General features: G+C 42.1%; 15 protein-coding genes and 1 tRNA gene. 14 read left to right on the forward strand and 2 right to left on the reverse strand.

Features of this window, described 5'->3' with window-relative positions; genetic code table 11:
* The first annotated feature begins 151 nt into the window (after positions 1-151).
* Together DWW33_RS03400 and DWW33_RS03405 are read left to right on the forward strand one after the other, a co-directional pair.
* Complete coding sequence (locus tag DWW33_RS03400) at positions 152-631, forward strand: S-ribosylhomocysteine lyase (RefSeq protein ID WP_118638845.1); 480 nt, start codon at positions 152-154, stop codon at positions 629-631.
* Between the two features lie 90 nt (positions 632-721).
* Positions 722-1,420, forward strand: a complete 699-nt coding sequence (locus DWW33_RS03405; RefSeq protein ID WP_118087246.1) for a 5'-methylthioadenosine/adenosylhomocysteine nucleosidase — start codon at positions 722-724, stop codon at positions 1,418-1,420.
* A 186-nt stretch (positions 1,421-1,606) separates the two neighbouring features.
* Here the strand turns inward: DWW33_RS03405 and DWW33_RS03410 are convergent, their stop codons facing one another.
* On the reverse strand, positions 1,607-2,302 hold the full coding sequence (locus DWW33_RS03410; RefSeq protein WP_118638846.1) for a lytic transglycosylase domain-containing protein: 696 nt from the start codon (positions 2,300-2,302) through the stop codon (positions 1,607-1,609).
* Between the two features lie 161 nt (positions 2,303-2,463).
* On the opposite strand from DWW33_RS03410, the gene DWW33_RS03415 reads away from it, so the two are divergent.
* From DWW33_RS03415 to DWW33_RS03470, 12 genes are all read left to right on the forward strand, one after another.
* Positions 2,464-3,180, forward strand: coding sequence for an AzlC family ABC transporter permease (locus tag DWW33_RS03415; protein ID WP_022242692.1), 717 nt, complete (start codon positions 2,464-2,466; stop codon positions 3,178-3,180).
* A complete protein-coding gene (locus tag DWW33_RS03420) occupies positions 3,170-3,505 on the forward strand; it encodes a branched-chain amino acid transporter permease (RefSeq protein WP_022242693.1) in 336 nt (111 codons plus the stop codon). Before DWW33_RS03415 ends, DWW33_RS03420 begins: the two co-directional genes overlap by 11 nt.
* A gap of 87 nt (positions 3,506-3,592) precedes the next feature.
* A complete protein-coding gene (locus tag DWW33_RS03425) occupies positions 3,593-4,291 on the forward strand; it encodes a response regulator transcription factor (protein WP_022242694.1) in 699 nt (232 codons plus the stop codon).
* On the forward strand, positions 4,288-6,261 hold the full coding sequence (locus DWW33_RS03430; protein WP_118638847.1) for a sensor histidine kinase: 1,974 nt from the start codon (positions 4,288-4,290) through the stop codon (positions 6,259-6,261). The genes DWW33_RS03425 and DWW33_RS03430 overlap by 4 nt, the downstream gene beginning before the upstream one ends.
* 138 nt (positions 6,262-6,399) lie before the next feature.
* On the forward strand, positions 6,400-7,680 hold the full coding sequence (locus tag DWW33_RS03435) for a diaminopimelate decarboxylase (RefSeq protein ID WP_118638848.1): 1,281 nt from the start codon (positions 6,400-6,402) through the stop codon (positions 7,678-7,680).
* Between the two features lie 64 nt (positions 7,681-7,744).
* Positions 7,745-7,827 (forward strand) — tRNA-Leu (locus DWW33_RS03440).
* 199 nt (positions 7,828-8,026) lie between these two features.
* Positions 8,027-9,397: an MATE family efflux transporter gene (locus tag DWW33_RS03445; RefSeq protein ID WP_117696893.1), complete on the forward strand. Its 1,371-nt coding sequence runs from the start codon at positions 8,027-8,029 to the stop codon at positions 9,395-9,397.
* An 85-nt stretch (positions 9,398-9,482) separates the two neighbouring features.
* Positions 9,483-9,716 carry a helix-turn-helix domain-containing protein gene (locus tag DWW33_RS03450; protein WP_022242419.1) on the forward strand — a complete coding sequence of 78 codons (234 nt, stop codon included), beginning with the start codon at positions 9,483-9,485 and terminating at the stop codon, positions 9,714-9,716.
* Positions 9,717-9,735: 19 nt separating this feature from the next.
* A complete protein-coding gene (locus DWW33_RS03455; protein WP_022242418.1) occupies positions 9,736-10,026 on the forward strand; it encodes a hypothetical protein in 291 nt (96 codons plus the stop codon).
* 17 nt (positions 10,027-10,043) lie between these two features.
* Complete coding sequence (locus tag DWW33_RS03460) at positions 10,044-10,442, forward strand: hypothetical protein (protein WP_022242417.1); 399 nt, start codon at positions 10,044-10,046, stop codon at positions 10,440-10,442.
* A 596-nt stretch (positions 10,443-11,038) separates the two neighbouring features.
* Entirely contained in the window at positions 11,039-11,740 is a 702-nt protein-coding gene (locus DWW33_RS03465) for an ABC transporter ATP-binding protein (RefSeq protein WP_117840773.1), read from the forward strand.
* Between the two features lie 28 nt (positions 11,741-11,768).
* A complete protein-coding gene (locus DWW33_RS03470) occupies positions 11,769-14,969 on the forward strand; it encodes an ABC transporter permease (RefSeq protein ID WP_243088519.1) in 3,201 nt (1,066 codons plus the stop codon).
* On the opposite strand, the gene DWW33_RS03475 is transcribed toward DWW33_RS03470, so the two are convergent.
* On the reverse strand, positions 14,966-16,288 hold the full coding sequence (locus DWW33_RS03475; RefSeq protein ID WP_118638849.1) for a polysaccharide biosynthesis protein: 1,323 nt from the start codon (positions 16,286-16,288) through the stop codon (positions 14,966-14,968). The two genes, DWW33_RS03470 and DWW33_RS03475, sit on opposite strands and share 4 nt — an antisense overlap.
* Between the last annotated feature and the right edge of the window lie 47 nt (positions 16,289-16,335).

The raw sequence follows: 16,335 nt of genomic DNA on the forward strand, positions 1-16,335 counted from the left end.
TTTTTTACGCTGCAACGCATCCGTAAGAAGCTGCCGGTGGCAGGTTCTGCAGGTGAGTAGCGAGAAATCTGGGGGGACTGTTAGAAAATTTGACACAATAGAAAATGCATGATAAATTTACTCTGAAAAAAGAGAAAGAAGGAAGAAGCACATGGAGAAAATCGCAAGCTTTACAATTGACCATATTAAACTGCAGCCGGGTGTCTATGTATCAAGAAAGGATGCAGTAGGAGACAGTACAGTAACAACCTTTGATTTAAGAATGACATCACCAAATGATGAACCGGTTATGAATACCGCAGAGGTGCATACCATAGAGCATCTTGGCGCAACCTTTTTAAGAAATGACACAGAGTATGCCAGCAAGACCGTATACTTTGGACCAATGGGCTGCCGGACAGGCTTTTATTTATTGCTGGCGGGAGACTATACATCCAAAGATATCGTGCCACTGATGATTCGCATGTTTGAGTTCATCCGTGACTTTAAAGGCGAGGTACCGGGCGCAAGTCCAAAAGACTGCGGCAACTATCTTGATATGAACCTTGGTATGGCAAACTATCTGGCAGACCGCTATTTAAACAATGTGCTTTATCATATTGATGATGCACACCTGAATTATCCGGCGTAGAGGATGCTTGGAAAATTTGCTTTAAAGCAGATATGAAAAATGTATTGCGTAATGCATAAGTAGGAAATCAGCAGAAAGAGGAAAGAAAACATGAGTAAAATCGGAATTATCGGAGCGATGGAATTAGAAGTAGCAACATTAAAGAAAAATATGGATACAGACCAGATTACAAAAAAAGCCGGCATGGAATTTCATGAGGGTAATTTAAACGGAATGCCGGTAGTAGTGGTACAGTGCGGTGTAGGAAAAGTAAATGCAGGAATGTGCGTGCAGATCCTTGCAGATTTATATGATGTAACACATATTATCAATACCGGTGTAGCAGGCTCTTTGAATCCTGCATTGGATATCGGAGATATTTTAGTATCTAAGGATGCTATTCAGCATGACATGGATGTGACACCATTAGGCTATGCAAAAGGACAGATTCCGGGATTAGAGCAGCTTGCTTTTGTGGCAGATGAAAAGTTGTGTAAGACTGCTGTAGAGGTATGTAAAAAAGTAAATCCGGATATTCATGTAACAGAAGGCCGCGTAGTAAGTGGAGACCAGTTTATTTCCAGCAAAGAGATAAAGGATGCATTGATTGCAGAATTTCATCCGGACTGCACGGAAATGGAGGGAGCTTCCATCGCGCAGGCAGCAACTTTAAATAACATCCCATATGTAGTCATTCGTGCAATTTCAGATAAAGCAGATGGCTCTGCACAGGAGGATTATCCAACTTTTGAAAAGAAAGCAGCAGAGCATTGTGCAAAGTTAGTACAGGAAATGATGAAGGAGCTGTAAGAATCTTTGAATTGGGTAAAAAACCGCAGAAATGCCAGCCTTTTACCCTGACAAGAGTCAGCGAAGCCAGAATTCCCAGCTCCTCCAGGAATCCGCAAAAAAAATACAACCCGGATATTTGTAATGCCCCTAAAACTATGCTTTTTAGGAAGCAACAAATATCCGGGTTGCATTTTTGCAGTCATCTTACATAAATTTCATAAACATATTCAAAAACCGTAAATAGTCATCATAATTAAAGAAGCGGTCAAGAATATCCTGCAGGGCATCCTGTTCAAGGGAATCCCACTGGTCAACAGAAAGGGAATTATCTGCAGTGCCTGCATTGTAGGCAGTATTGCTGTTTGCACTTGCAGCAACGGCTGTTCCGTCCGGAAGAGTGACACCTTCCTGCATATAGCCGGTAATCTTGGCTACATAATTCTGGGTTTCTTTAAATGGAGGAATTCCACCGTATTTTGCTACGTTGCCGCTGCCTGCATTGTAGGCGGCAAGAGCAAGGGAGGTATCTCCGTTGTATTTATTTAAAAGCTCGCTGATATATTTGGCACCTGCCATAATATTCTGTTCCGGGTCATAAGGGTCGGTACAGCCAAAATAAGAAGCAGTGGAAGGCATTAGCTGCATGATGCCCATGGCTCCTGATTTGGAAGTGGCATTTGCCTGAAAATTGGATTCCTGCTTTGCCATGGCGGTCAGAAGAGAAACAGAGACACCATAGGTATCGGAGGCTTTTTGAAAGATAGATGCAAGGGAATTGTTGCCTGCATTATTTAAATAGGATTCAAAATTATTTACACCGTTTACAGAGGTTGTGGAAGCAGCGGTACTTCCAAGCGCAGCGGTAATCGGATCAATCTGCATGGATAGAACTCCTTTCATAATCTGAAATTCTTCTTTCTCATTAAGATGCGAATTCCAGGCTGTGTATTAAAATTACAATTTATTCTAGTATAGCATAAAAAACTTGTTTTTTGAAGTCTCATATTGTAGAGTTATTGTGTTTGATGTAGAAAGGGCGAATTAGAAAGAAGGATTACAGAATGAAACAAAATGGCTATGTCAAAGCAGTGAAAGCAGCATTTCCGTATACGATACCGGTATTGACAGGTTATCTTTTTATAGGAATTGCATTTGGCGTGATGTATCAGGAAAAAGGCTACAATTTTCTTTGGGCAATCCTGATGAGTATCTTGGTGTACGCCGGAAGCGGACAGTATCTGGCGGTTAATTTCTTTGCACCGGGAGTCAGTTTCCTGCAGATTATATTCTTAGAATTTATGGTAAATATCCGGCATGTCTTTTATGGACTGTCTTTAATAGAAAAATTCCGTGATATGGGAAAAAAGAAATTATATATGATTTTTTCCCTGACAGATGAGACCTATTCCTTATTCTTTATTACAAAAGTGCCGGAGGGCGTGGATGAACACAAATTCCTATTTTCCATTGCGTTGTTAGACCAGCTTTACTGGATTATTGGCTCTGCCATCGGAGCCATTGCCGGAACGCTGATTCCGTTTGACACAACGGGTATTGATTTTGCCATGACAGCATTGTTTGTCGTAATTTTTGTGGAGCAGTGGCTGACCAGCAGGAATCATTTGCCGGCGCTGACCGGAATTGCAGCATCCCTTATCTGCCTGCTTATCTTTGGCAGTGATAATTTCATTCTGCCATCCATGATTTGTATTATGATAATTCTGTTATCCGGTCGTAAGGTGATGGAAGAAAAGGAGGTAGCGGAAAATGCCGATTAGCGTGGAACGGTCATTATTAATTATTGTGGTTTGCGGATTGGTTGTATTTACAACAAGGGCAATTCCGTTTGTATTATTCAGTGGGAAAAAAGAAATCCCGGAAATCGTAAAATATCTTGGAAAAGTGCTGCCGCCTGCAGTTGTGGGAATGCTTGTTATTTATTGCTTAAAGGCAGTAAATGTAGTGAAGTTTCCATTTGGTCTGCCAGAATTTATTGCAGTTTTCGTAGTTATCGTTTTACATGTGTGGAAAAGAAATAATTTACTGAGCATCGGTGTGGGAACCGTGCTTTATATGGTGTTAATACAGACAGTATTTGCGTGATGTTAAAGAAATCTTAAAGACTTGGTGCCTTGGTTCTTAAAGGTTCATTCGATACAATAATGGTGTACTTGGAAAGGGGAAAAGAAAATGTATAACATATTGATATGTGATGATGAACCGGATATCGTGTCCGCGTTAAAAATCTATCTTGCATCGGATGGCTATGGAATTTACGAGGCTTATAACGGTCGGGAAGCAATTGAAATGATGCAGAAAACAGAGATACATCTTGTGCTCATGGATATTATGATGCCGGAAATGGACGGCATCCAGACCATGGTGAAGATTCGTGAGAACAGCAATGTCCCTGTGATTTTCCTGACTGCAAAAAGTGAAGACAACGATAAGGTTTTAGGACTTATGGTGGGAGCAGATGATTATATTACTAAGCCATTTAATCCGGTGGAGGTCCAGGCAAGAGTAAAATCCCAGCTGCGCCGTTATATGCAGCTGGGAGGTGGAAACATGACAAAGAAGAATCTTGCCATCGGTGGCATTGAATTAGATGACAGTGCCAAGGTTGTGACGCTGGACGGAGATGCGGTGAGTCTTACCCCTACAGAGTATGATATTTTGAAACTGTTTATGGAACAGCCCGGAGTTGTATTTTCTCCAAAGGATATCTATCGCAAAGTATGGAAAGATGCGCCGTTTGGTTCAGAAAGTACAGTGGCAGTGCATATTCGCCATCTTCGGGAAAAATTAGAGTATGACCCTGCAAATCCACGATATTTAAAAGTGGTGTGGGGACAGGGCTATAAGATGGAAAGAGGAAACACACCATGAAAAAGAAAAAAAGAAGCATCAAAAGAGCAAGCGCAGTCATTGCATTTATTTTACTGACTTCAATTGCATTTTTATCTGCAGTATTTACGCTGGAAATGATAGACAGCCAGATCTATCGAAACAGCCAGGAGGAAACAGCGGCAGACTTTCAGGAGCAGGTTGGTTCCTATCTGGCAGCAGAAATTTTTTCAGACTTTGTAAATTATGATATAGAGGATGCGCGGTCTTGTGCATACAGCCTGGCTGATGAGACGAACTTTAATTTTTATGTATTTAAAAAGAGTGTAGATACTTCCGTGGAACGAATCTGTACCATAGAAAACGGAAATCTGGCAAGCGTCATTCCGGAATACATGGCAATCGTGGGAAATTATGACAGTTATTGTTATCCGGGAATTACCATAGATGTTTTAAACAGTCCGGAGCAGATATTTACGGAAGTAGAAGAACAGGATGCAAATCTTTCAAGAGGTGATATTTATGCAGTGGCATTCTTCCCGCTGGGGGATTTGACTTATCATGATGATTTGTATTTTAAAATGAAATATATTGATTTTGCATATAAGACCCGCTATGCAATCTTTGCGGTACTTGCAGTAAGTACAATTGGAGCAGTTATTTTACTAGTTACGCTGGTACGGACTGCCGGAAAGAAGGATGAAGAGGGCAGAATACAGAGAAGTTTTATCGATAAGATTCCGCTGGAACTCTATGGACTGATGCTTTATATCGTTGCAGCCTGTGTGGCAGGATTTTTTGGAAACATATGGGGATTTTACGGAACGGACATAGGCTCCTTTGCTGCCATTGTGATACTGGCAGTATTGACAGCAACCCTGCTTTTAGTATTTCTCATGAGCTGCTCAGTAAGGCATAAGACAAAGACGCTGTGGAGCAACACGCTGTTATGCCGGTTTGTAAAATGGCTGAAACAGGCATTGTCTTATATTAAAAAGCATATGCCGTTTATTTATAAAGGTGTAGTGATTGCACTGGGCATTACTTTCATAGAATTTATCGGTATTCTGATGCTGGAAGACAGTTACAACTGGGAGTGGATTTTTCTGGTATTTCTGGTAGAAAAGGCAGCACTTTTCCTGATATTCTGCATCATACTGGCAAATCTCAATCAGTTGAAGCAGGGTGGTGAGAAGATTGCAGAGGGTGACTATGATTATCAGATGGACACCAGCCATATGCGTGGAGAATTTAAAAATTATGCAGAGCATCTGAATCAGATTGGAAGCGGAATGCAGACAGCACTGGATGAGCGGATGAAGAGCGAGCATTTTAAAACAGAGCTGATTACCAATGTATCCCATGACATTAAAACACCGCTTACTTCTATTATTAATTATGTGGATTTGCTGACCAAAGAGGATGTGGAAAATCCGAAGGTGCAGGAATACTTAGAAGTGCTGACACGACAGTCTGCCCGCCTGAAGAAATTGATTGAAGATCTGATTGAGGCATCCAAAGCTTCATCCGGAGTGCTGAAGGTGAACTGGGAGAAATGTGTACCGGAGGTATTGCTGACACAGGCAGCAGGCGAATATGAAGAACGGCTGGAACAAAAGAATCTGGAACTGGTGATTCATCATCCGCAGGAAGAGCTTGTTGTTCTGGCAGATGGAAGACATCTGTGGAGGGTTTTTGATAATCTGCTGAGCAATATTTATAAATATGCACAGCCGGGAACCAGAGTATATCTTGACCTGGAGCAGGATGAGAAAAATGTTTCCATCATATTCCGTAATGTTTCTAAGAATCCTTTGCATATGAGCGGAGAGGAATTACAGGAACGCTTTGTCCGGGGAGACAGCTCAAGAAATACGGAAGGAAGCGGACTTGGATTATCTATCGCACGGAGCCTGACAGAACTTATGAATGGAACGTTCGGGCTGCTTATCGATGGGGATTTCTTTAAAGTGACGCTGACATTTCCACATCATGTGGGAAATGAATCATAATTGAGAAAAAGTCTTAAGATACAATATAAAAATGATAATGACGGGTTGACAAGTCACAATGGGAATTTTAGAATACTACTTAGCTGAGGCAAGAGGTCTGCGGCGGGAAGCCTGCAGGCGAGAAGGAGACTAACTATTATGAAGAAAGAACCATTTGTGACAAAAGAACAGATTGAAGAAATTGTAAAGACATATCCAACCCCGTTTCACCTTTATGATGAAAAAGGCATCCGTGAAAATGCAAAGGCAGTAAAAGAAGCATTTGCATGGAATCCGGGATTTCGTGAGTATTTTGCAGTAAAGGCAACCCCTAACCCATTTATCTTAAATATTTTAAAAGAGTATGACTGCGGCTGCGACTGTGCATCCCAGACAGAGCTGATGTTAGCTGATTCCCAGGGATTTGACGGAAAGCATATTATGTTTTCTTCCAATGATACCCCTGCATATGAATATAAATTTGCAGACAAGATTGGCGCAATCATCAACCTGGATGACTTTACCCATATCGACTTCTTAGAGAAGACAATCGGTAAGATTCCGGAGACCATCAGCTGCAGATATAATCCGGGCGGAGTGTTCAAAATGAGCAACGGTATCATGGATAACCCGGGAGATGCAAAATACGGATTTACAACAGAGCAGTTATTTGAAGGCTTTAAGATTTTAAAAGAAAAAGGTGCAAAGAATTTTGGTATTCATGCATTCTTAGCAAGTAATACCGTAACCAACGAGTATTATCCGATGCTTGCAAAACAGCTTTTTGAAGTAGCTGTTAAATTAAAAGAAGAAGTAGGCTGCCATATCAGCTTTATCAACCTTTCCGGTGGAGTTGGTGTGAACTATACACCAGACCAGGAACCAAACGACATCCGTGTTATCGGCGAAGGCGTACACAAGGTTTATGATGAAATTTTAGTTCCGGCAGGTATGGGCGATGTAGCTATCTATACTGAGATGGGCCGTTTTATGTTAGCACCTTATGGATGCCTTGTGACGCAGGCAATTCATGAGAAACATACACACAAGGAATACATTGGTGTGGATGCCTGTGCAGTAAACCTGATGCGTCCTGCAATGTATGGAGCATATCATCACATTACCGTGCTGGGCAAGGACAACAACGTATGCGACCACAAATATGATGTAACCGGTTCTCTTTGTGAGAACAATGATAAATTTGCCGTGGACCGTATGTTGCCGAAGATTGACATGGGCGATTATCTGGTAATTCATGATACCGGAGCACATGGTTATTCCATGGGTTATAACTACAATGGTAAATTAAAATCCGCTGAGTTACTTCTGAAGGAAGATGGTTCCGTACAGCTTATCCGTCGTGCAGAGACACCGAAGGATTATTTTGCAACATTTGACTGCTTTGATATTTTGAAAAATATGAAAGACCCGGAAAAATAAACTTGCAATCTATTAGAAAATATGATAAACTTTCATTTGTTCGGTTCGACTGAACCGAATAAATGCCGGCGTGTCGGAATGGCAGACGAGGCAGACTCAAAATCTGTTGTGGGCAACCACGTGCGGGTTCAAGTCCCGCTGCCGGCATTAATATTTTGAAAAAGAATCGACTACTGGTCGGTTCTTTTTTTACGCGAGTAGCGAGAAAAATCTGGGAGAAAAGGAGGAGCCAAGCTCGCTTTGGCGAACTTCTTTTCTGTTCAGATTTGGCGAGCACCGCGATAACTCGAGAAACTCGCTAAGCGTGTTTCCCGTAGTCACGCGAGTAGAAGGTAAGGAGGATTACATGGAACAGACCAATGACAGAACATTTTTAGAAACAGAACCGGTAGGAAAGCTGTTATTAAAACTGGCATTGCCTACCGTTGCAGCCCAGTTGATTAATATGATGTATAACATAGTAGACCGTATGTACATCGGCCATATTCCGGGGGATGGTGCAATGGCACTGACCGGAGTTGGTGTATGCATGCCGCTTATTATGGTAGTATCTGCGTTTGCAGCACTGATTAGCAATGGCGGTGCTCCACGGGCAACCATATTTATGGGAAAAGGAGAGAAGGACAAGGCGGAAAAAACGCTGGGGAACTGTTTTTGCACTCAGATTATTGTATCGCTGATACTGACTGCATTTCTGCTGGCTGGAAACAGAGGCTTTCTTCTGGCATTTGGAGCCAGCGAAAATACGATTTCTTTTGCTGCTGATTATATGAATATTTATGCTATAGGAACGATTTTTGTGCAGTTGACCCTGGGGATGAATGCATTTATTACGGCGCAGGGATTTGCCAGAACCAGTATGCTGTCGGTACTGATTGGTGCAGTGATTAACATTGTGCTGGATCCGGTATTTATCTTTGGATTTGGAATGGGTGTAAAAGGAGCAGCGCTGGCAACGGTTCTTTCCCAGGCATGTTCCTGTATCTGGGTGCTGGCTTTCTTATGCGGAAAGAAAACGCATCTTCGCCTGAAAGGAAAAAATATGGTTTTGCAGGCAAATATTATTTGGCCGAGTATTGCACTTGGAACAGCAATGTTTATTATGCAGGCAAGCGAGAGCGTGATTTCAGTCTGCTTTAATTCTTCGTTATTACGATATGGCGGAGATATGGCAGTAGGAGCCATGACCATATTAACCAGTGTCATGCAGTTTGCACTACTTCCGTTACAGGGATTGGGTCAGGGAGCGCAGCCGATTATCAGCTATAATTATGGAGCCAAAAGAGCAGACAGGGTAAAAGAAGCCTATTTTTTATTATTGAAAATTGATGTTGGATTTTCCTTTGTTTTGTGGGCATTGGTGATGGCATTTCCAAGAGCATTTGCAGCCATGTTTACCTCGGATGAGGCACTGATTGCATATACGGGAAATGCACTCCGGATTTATCTTATGGCAATTATGATATTCGGAATCCAGATGGCGTGTCAGATGGCATTTACATCACTGGGAAAAGCAGTATCTTCCATTATTGTAGCGGTCATGCGTAAATTCGTATTATTACTGCCGCTTATTTATATTATGCCGCACATTTTTACCGGCAATCAGGCAATGGCAGTTTATATGGCAGAGCCGGTAGCGGATGTGCTGGCGGTAAGCTTTACGTCTGTACTGTTCTATTTCCAGTTCCGCAAGGTGCTGCGTCAGATAGAAGAATAGTTCAAAAAGAGCCTTTTTGAGGCTCTTTTTCGTTGACAATAAGTTATCATATATGATAACATAGAGACAGTTGTTGAGGTGAGAAATGGAGAAGAATAAGAGCAGGGAGCAGTCGACGCGTTCGGATGTGGTGCGTCAGTTGAAGGCGGTGCGCAAGGAACAGCATATTACCCAGGAAGTGCTTGCAGAGCGGGCAGGCACGAAGAAATCCAATATTTCCAGATTGGAGAGCGGAAGATATAATCCAAGTCTGGATTTTCTAGTGAAGGTAGCAGGCTGTCTGGGGAAGACCGTAGAGATTCAGATTATGGACAAATAGAAGGAGACAGGGTATTATTATGAAGAAGAACAAACCGAAGACCATGGGGAAAAATATTGACCGGGATGTGGAATTATGCAGAACTACCAATGCCAGAGTCAGCAGTCAGATGATGCGGACACTGGTAAGCCATGAGATTCCATTTACACAGAACTGGGTGAGAGTTCCATTTTATAAGAGAGTTGCTTATAATGGGGCGAAGGAAGTCTGCGTTATCAGCACACATTATAACCAGTATCAGCGGGCGAGAAGAGTATTAGACCATATGGAAGTGGTATATCGGGAACGCATGATTTTGCATGCGGTATAAGACAGGAGGAAAAAGAGATGGAGAGCTTAACAAAGCAGTTTCCGGATAAGGAGACCTTTGACAAATTCTTTGTAGAGAATTTCAAGACCATGACTTACGAAGATGTAAAAGAAGGCTTAGAGGAATTAGTCAAGGCAGAAGGATTAAATATATTTCAGGATGATTATGTGAAAAATGTACGGAAAGAGGATTTTAAAGAGCATCTTTCCAAGGGCGCACGATTTGAATTTGAAAATGCCATGACAGAAGCATTTTACGATAAGAATCCGGAAGTATATGAGGCGGCATTTGGACTTTACGAAGAAGTACCAAAGCAGGCAATGGCAATTACTGAAACTTTTCACCGCACGTATCAGGAGATATATGAAGAGAGTTTAAATTGTATGTTTGATGCAGTGATAGCTCCGTTGTTATAAGAAAAAATTTTTCGGATATTTGAATGTATAATCCACTTTTTTAGAATAGCAGATTCTGACTGTGATTCTAAGAAAGTGGATTTTTTCGTTGTCAGGCATTCATAAGAAAATGCTGGTGGCAGGTTTTGTAGGTGTAATTTGGAAAGCGTACTTCCTGACTTTAGAAAAATTTAATTTCAAAAAGTGAAAAGATTGTGCTACCATTACAATAAGCATGTAACAGGTGATTGTGAAGGAGATAGATTTTGTTATCAGGACTATCTTTCTGATGTTTGTAAGAATTGCTGCATGGTTCGTCGAAGTACAGATGCCTGATAAAGGCTGTTAGGGACACTGGGAATTTCATCAGGAAACAGGCAACGCTGGTACAGGGATGTACCAGCGAGGCACAACTGAACATGGATGTGAATTTGTGCCGGTTGCCGGATGAAATTAATATGATAGCGAAATTCCCAGTGTCCCTTGCAGGCATTATGTGGCATCTGTCTTCGACGGACAGTGCAGCGATTCAGCCAAAGCAACCGGAAAGACGGTTTTTATAACTTTCCGTTTGCACAATCACCTGAATAACCAGAATAAAAGGAGGAAGCTATCAAATGGCATTTGTATCCTTTCAGAATGTAAGTAAAGTATATAAAACCGGAGAAGTTACGATAGAAGCATTACATGATGTGAATTTTGAGATAGAAAAGGGAGAATTCTGCGTTATCGTAGGAGCGTCCGGAGCGGGAAAGACAACAATATTAAATATATTGGGAGGAATGGATTATCTGACCACCGGAAAAGTATATCTGGATGGAGAAGAAGTCTCTGCATATAATAAGCGGCAGCTTACCAGTTACCGGAGATATGATGTGGGATTTGTATTCCAGTTTTATAATCTGGTGCAGAATCTTACAGCATTGGAAAATGTTGAACTTGCAGCACAGATTTGCAAGGAACCGTTAGATGCAGCAACAGTTTTAGATGAGGTGGGCTTAAGTGAACGGAAAGCCAATTTCCCGGCACAGCTATCCGGTGGAGAACAGCAGAGAGTGGCAATTGCGAGAGCACTGGCAAAGAATCCGAAGGTGCTGCTTTGTGATGAACCGACAGGCGCACTGGATTATAATACCGGAAAAGCCGTTTTAAAACTGCTGCAGAACACCTGCAGAAAACAGGGCAAAACCGTCATTGTAATTACACATAATCAGGCACTGACTGCAATGGCAGACCGTGTCATTACCGTAAAGAGCGGAACCATTCAAAAGATAGAGAAAAATGAACATATCGTGGATGTCGATGAGATTGAATGGTAGTCCATGTGGAAAAGAAAGGGTTTGAAATATGAAATCCATGATGAAGAGAAATACATTTCGTGAGATAAAGAAAAGCTTTGGAAGATATTTTGCTATCCTTGCCATTATTGCACTGGGTGTTGCATTTTTTTCCGGCCTTAAGATTACCCAGTCGGTCATGGTGCATTCTGCGGATGTCTATTTAAAGGATTTGCAATTTTATGATTATCGTCTGGTATCCACACTTGGCTTTACAGAAGAAAATGTAGAAGCACTGGCAGAAAAAGAAGATGTCCGGGCGGCAGAGGGTGCCATATCGGCAGAGGTTCTTTATAAGGATGCCGGAGAAAATGAGCGCGTTATCAAGATGCATTCCATCACAGAGAAGGTCAATAAACTGAAGCTGATTGCCGGAGAAATGCCGCAGTCTGCTGATGAATGTGTGGTAGATTCCGCACTTTTTTCAGAGGATGCCATTGGAAGCAAGCTGGTTCTTTCGGAAAATAATACAACAGATGATTTAGATAAATTTGCATACAAAGAATATACGATTACCGGACTGGTACAGTCACCGTGCTATATCCAGTTTGAACGTGGCAATACATCCATTGGAAATGGCAGAATCAGCGGATTTGCCTATATATTAAAAGATGGATTTGCAGTAGATTATGACACAGAAATCTATATTAAATTTGATGAAGATTATGACATCTATTCCGATGAGTATGATTCCTATATGGACGCAAAGGAAGCAGACTGGGAGGCCTATACAAAGGAACAGGCAGATATCCGTTATGAAAAGATTGTAAAAGACGCACAGGACGAACTGGATGAGAAGAAGGAAGAGTTAGAGGAAAAGCGGGCAGAAGCGGAAGCGGAATTAGAATCGGCAAAGCAGCAGCTTACGGATGGAGAAACAGAGATCTCCGATGGAAAAAATCAGATTGCTTCTGCAAAGACCGAGCTTTCTGCTAAAGCATCGGAGCTGCAGTCCGGGAAGGATGCATTGTCTTCTAAGGCGGCAGAATTAGAGAGCGCATCGCAGCAGATTTCCGGGCAGGAAAGTGCACTGGCAGCAAAAAAGGCAGAGTATGAGCAGGGATTGAATGCTTATTTGGCAGCAAAGCAGCAGGTGACAGATCAGAGAAACAGCCTTGAGGCTGCAAAAGCACAGTTGACGGAAAATACTCCGGGCTATGAAGAGATGCTGGCACAGATTGAAGCCGGTTTAACGGAGGTTGCCGGTGCAGAAGCAGAATTAAATGCAAAGAATGCGGAATTAGAAGCAGCCGCAGGTCAGCTTTCTTCTGCGGAAAGCCAGCTGGCAGCCGCAAAGCAGCAGATAGAAGATGGAAAAAATGCACTGGCAGCTGCCGAGGCAGAGCTTACGGATGGGGAGAAGCAGCTTGCGGCAGCAAAAGAACAGATAGAAGAAAAAGAAGATCAGCTTGAGGCTGCAGAAACAGAGCTGGCAGACGGCTTATTGCAGTATCAGGAGAATCAGAGTGAATTTGATGAGCAGATGCAGGATGCGGATGACCAGATAGCAGATGCACAGAGTAAGATAGATGAAATCGAGAAACCAGAGACTTATGTACTGGACCGGAATACCAATGTGGGTTATGTGTGCCTGAAAAATGATTCCGGTGTAGTAAAAGGAATTGCCAATGTATTTCCTGTATTCTTCTTTCTGGTGGCAGCGTTAATCTGCATGACGACCATGAATCGTATGGTAGAAGAACAGCGGACACAGATTGGAGTATTAAAGGCACTGGGTTTTAGTGAAGGAAAGATAATGGAAAAATATCTTTTCTATTCCGGCTCTGCAGCCATCAGCGGAACGTTAATCGGCTATGTGCTGGGAATCCATTTCTTCCCGTTAGTCATCATAACCGCCTATGGAATTGTCTATAAAATGGGTGGGATTTATTATGTGTCTGACCTGCCACTGGCACTGGTTTCACTTACCGTTGCAGTACTTTGCTCCGTTGGGACGACCTGGCTGTCCTGCCATAAAGAGTTAAAAGAAGTGGCGGCAGATTTGATGCGGCCGAAAGCACCAAAAGCCGGAAAACGTGTATTCTTAGAGCATGTACCATTTATCTGGAAGAGACTTAAATTCTTGCAGAAGGTATCCGTAAGAAATATTGTCCGCTATAAGAAGCGTTTCTTTATGATGGTAATCGGAATCAGCGGCTGTACGGCATTGTTGGTGATGGGCTTTGGTGTAAGGGATTCTGTAGTGGCAGTGGCAGACCAGCAGTATGAAGAAATCCAGCTTTACGACATCGGAGTTACATTAAAAGATGGAAAGATGCCGGGAGAGACCGGTCTTAAATCTTTAGATTCTGTATTGGAAAAGGAAAATGCAGCAGGCATGTATGCCATGGAAAAGACCATTGACCTGGTGACAGATAAAGGAACTAAGTCGATTCATATGGTGGCAGTGGAAAATCCGGATGAAGTAGGAGACTTTATTTCACTGCATACAAAGAAACAGGAGCCGATTGCTTATCCAAAAGAAGGAGAAGCAGTACTTTCAAAGAAAGTAGCAGAAACCTATGCAGTCAAAAAAGGCGATACGATTCTGCTGCGTGACAGTGACAACAATGAGATGCACTTAAAAGTCACCGGAATCTGTGAGAATCATATTTATAATTATGTATACATTGCACCGGAATCCTATGAAAAACAGATTGGGGATGTGGTATTTAAAAACGTGTATGTGAGACTGCCGGATGCGTCAGATATTCATGAAGTGAGTGCGGCACTGATGAAAGCAGATGGTGTGACGGCAGTAACCGTTAATTCCGATATGTTAAGCCGGATTTCACAGATGATGTCCTGTATGAATTATATTGTCATTATCATTATTATCTGTGCCGGAGCACTGGCATTTATCGTATTATATAATCTTAATAATATCAATATTACGGAACGGGTGAGGGAGATAGCTACCATTAAAGTATTAGGCTTCTATCCAAAGGAAACGGCATCTTATGTGTTTCGGGAGAATATGGTCTTAACTGCTATCGGCTGCGGACTGGGACTGATTTTAGGAAAATGGTTCCATCGTTTTGTAATGGGTGAGATACAGATTGATATGGTATCCTTTAATGTACAGATTAATGCAGTAAGTTATCTCTTTAGTGTTTTGCTGACGATGGGCTTTGCATGGATTGTAAACTGTATGATGACAGGCAAATTAGAACGTATCAACATGGCAGAATCCTTAAAATCAATAGACTAAAGCAGACTGTTTTTTTGCGATTTTTTTCTGGCAAACCGAAGGAGCGCAAGAAAGGATAAAAAAGTAGTCAGCAGTTCGCCTGCAAGCATGCCATAGAGGTAGCAGCGGATGCCATATGTTGGAATCAGTGCATAGATAAAGAAAATGCGTAAAGTGCAGCCGCTCATATTAATGTAGAACGCACGCCCCGGTTTCCCTAGACCGTGAAGAACGGAAGTAAGGGTGGTGGACAGATAGAGGAAAGGGCAGATCCAGCTTAATATGAGTATGAAACTGCCGGCTAATGTGTTCTGGAAAATGAATTGTCCAATCCATTTTCCGGTCAGAAGAAAACCGAAGGTACAGGAAAAGCCAAGAAGCAGACAATAAAACACCGTTTTTTTAATAGTAAGGCGGATTAAGTGAAAATCCTTTCTTGCATAGGCTTCTGAAATAGCAGGCATCAGCAGCACCGAGACAGAATTTACAAGGACATTGGGAAAAAGAATCATTGGCATTGCCATTCCGGTAAAAATGCCGAAGACGCTCAAGGCATCCTGATTGCTGTAGCCATATTTTTTTAAGCAGATGGGAATCAGAATGGCTTCGATACTGGAAAATAAGTGGTATGCTACATGATTGGTGGTAAGGGGCAGCGCAAAGAGGGAAAGTTCCTTAAAAATTCTTTTTATATGCCTGCTGCACTTTTTGAAATGAAGGCAGCTTACGGAAAAGAGTGAAGAAGCCAGTTCACCGCAGACAATACCCCAGACAGCAATGGATGGCGTGATGGGATAACTTTTTTCCAGGCAGATAAGATAAAGTGTATAGACACTTAAGACCCGGACAACCTGCTCCATAAGCTGGCTTACGGATGGCACCAGAGTTTTCTTCTTCCCATAATAATAACCATTGATACAGGCATGGACACTAGCAGGAATCAGGCAGTAGGAAAGAATAACAAGGAGTGGAGCACAACGGGCTTCATCTAAAATATGAATGGCAATAAAATCAGAATAAGAAATCAGAATAACAGTAAGTGAGAGTGCAATTCCCACAGAAAGAACCAGACCGGCATAGAGGTAACTCATGCCGGTATTTTTATGGTCGGCTGCAGCAACAAAGCGGGAGACAGCGGTCTGGATGCCTGAGGAACTTAAGGCAATACAGAGGGCAAAAACCGGAAAAATAAGCTGATAAATTCCAAGACCTTCTGCACCAATTATGCGGGAGAGGAATATTCTATAGAAGAAACCGATTACTCTGCTGGAAAGTCCGGTCACAGTAAGCAGGAGAGTACCGGTAATCAGTGGATTTGAAATGGATTTCAACGGTTTCAATTGGAGCCTCCATGAAAAACCAGATTTGTCAAAAGTATATGATAAAT

Origin of the sequence: Roseburia sp. AF15-21 (genome assembly GCF_003479505.1) — a bacterium.
In the GTDB taxonomy this organism is placed as follows: Bacteria; Bacillota; Clostridia; order Lachnospirales; family Lachnospiraceae; genus Roseburia_C; species Roseburia_C amylophila.

What these genes read in the sequence shown, in the direction of transcription:
- DWW33_RS03400 (WP_118638845.1), top strand. Translation starts at nt 152, where the DNA reads ATGGAGAAAATCGCAAGCTTTACAATTGACCATATTAAACTGCAGCCG.
- DWW33_RS03405 (WP_118087246.1), top strand. Translation starts at nt 722, where the DNA reads ATGAGTAAAATCGGAATTATCGGAGCGATGGAATTAGAAGTAGCAACA.
- DWW33_RS03410 (WP_118638846.1), bottom strand. Translation starts at nt 2,302, where the DNA reads ATGAAAGGAGTTCTATCCATGCAGATTGATCCGATTACCGCTGCGCTT.
- DWW33_RS03415 (WP_022242692.1), top strand. Translation starts at nt 2,464, where the DNA reads ATGAAACAAAATGGCTATGTCAAAGCAGTGAAAGCAGCATTTCCGTAT.
- DWW33_RS03420 (WP_022242693.1), top strand. Translation starts at nt 3,170, where the DNA reads ATGCCGATTAGCGTGGAACGGTCATTATTAATTATTGTGGTTTGCGGA.
- DWW33_RS03425 (WP_022242694.1), top strand. Translation starts at nt 3,593, where the DNA reads ATGTATAACATATTGATATGTGATGATGAACCGGATATCGTGTCCGCG.
- DWW33_RS03430 (WP_118638847.1), top strand. Translation starts at nt 4,288, where the DNA reads ATGAAAAAGAAAAAAAGAAGCATCAAAAGAGCAAGCGCAGTCATTGCA.
- DWW33_RS03435 (WP_118638848.1), top strand. Translation starts at nt 6,400, where the DNA reads ATGAAGAAAGAACCATTTGTGACAAAAGAACAGATTGAAGAAATTGTA.
- DWW33_RS03445 (WP_117696893.1), top strand. Translation starts at nt 8,027, where the DNA reads ATGGAACAGACCAATGACAGAACATTTTTAGAAACAGAACCGGTAGGA.
- DWW33_RS03450 (WP_022242419.1), top strand. Translation starts at nt 9,483, where the DNA reads ATGGAGAAGAATAAGAGCAGGGAGCAGTCGACGCGTTCGGATGTGGTG.
- DWW33_RS03455 (WP_022242418.1), top strand. Translation starts at nt 9,736, where the DNA reads ATGAAGAAGAACAAACCGAAGACCATGGGGAAAAATATTGACCGGGAT.
- DWW33_RS03460 (WP_022242417.1), top strand. Translation starts at nt 10,044, where the DNA reads ATGGAGAGCTTAACAAAGCAGTTTCCGGATAAGGAGACCTTTGACAAA.
- DWW33_RS03465 (WP_117840773.1), top strand. Translation starts at nt 11,039, where the DNA reads ATGGCATTTGTATCCTTTCAGAATGTAAGTAAAGTATATAAAACCGGA.
- DWW33_RS03470 (WP_243088519.1), top strand. Translation starts at nt 11,769, where the DNA reads ATGAAATCCATGATGAAGAGAAATACATTTCGTGAGATAAAGAAAAGC.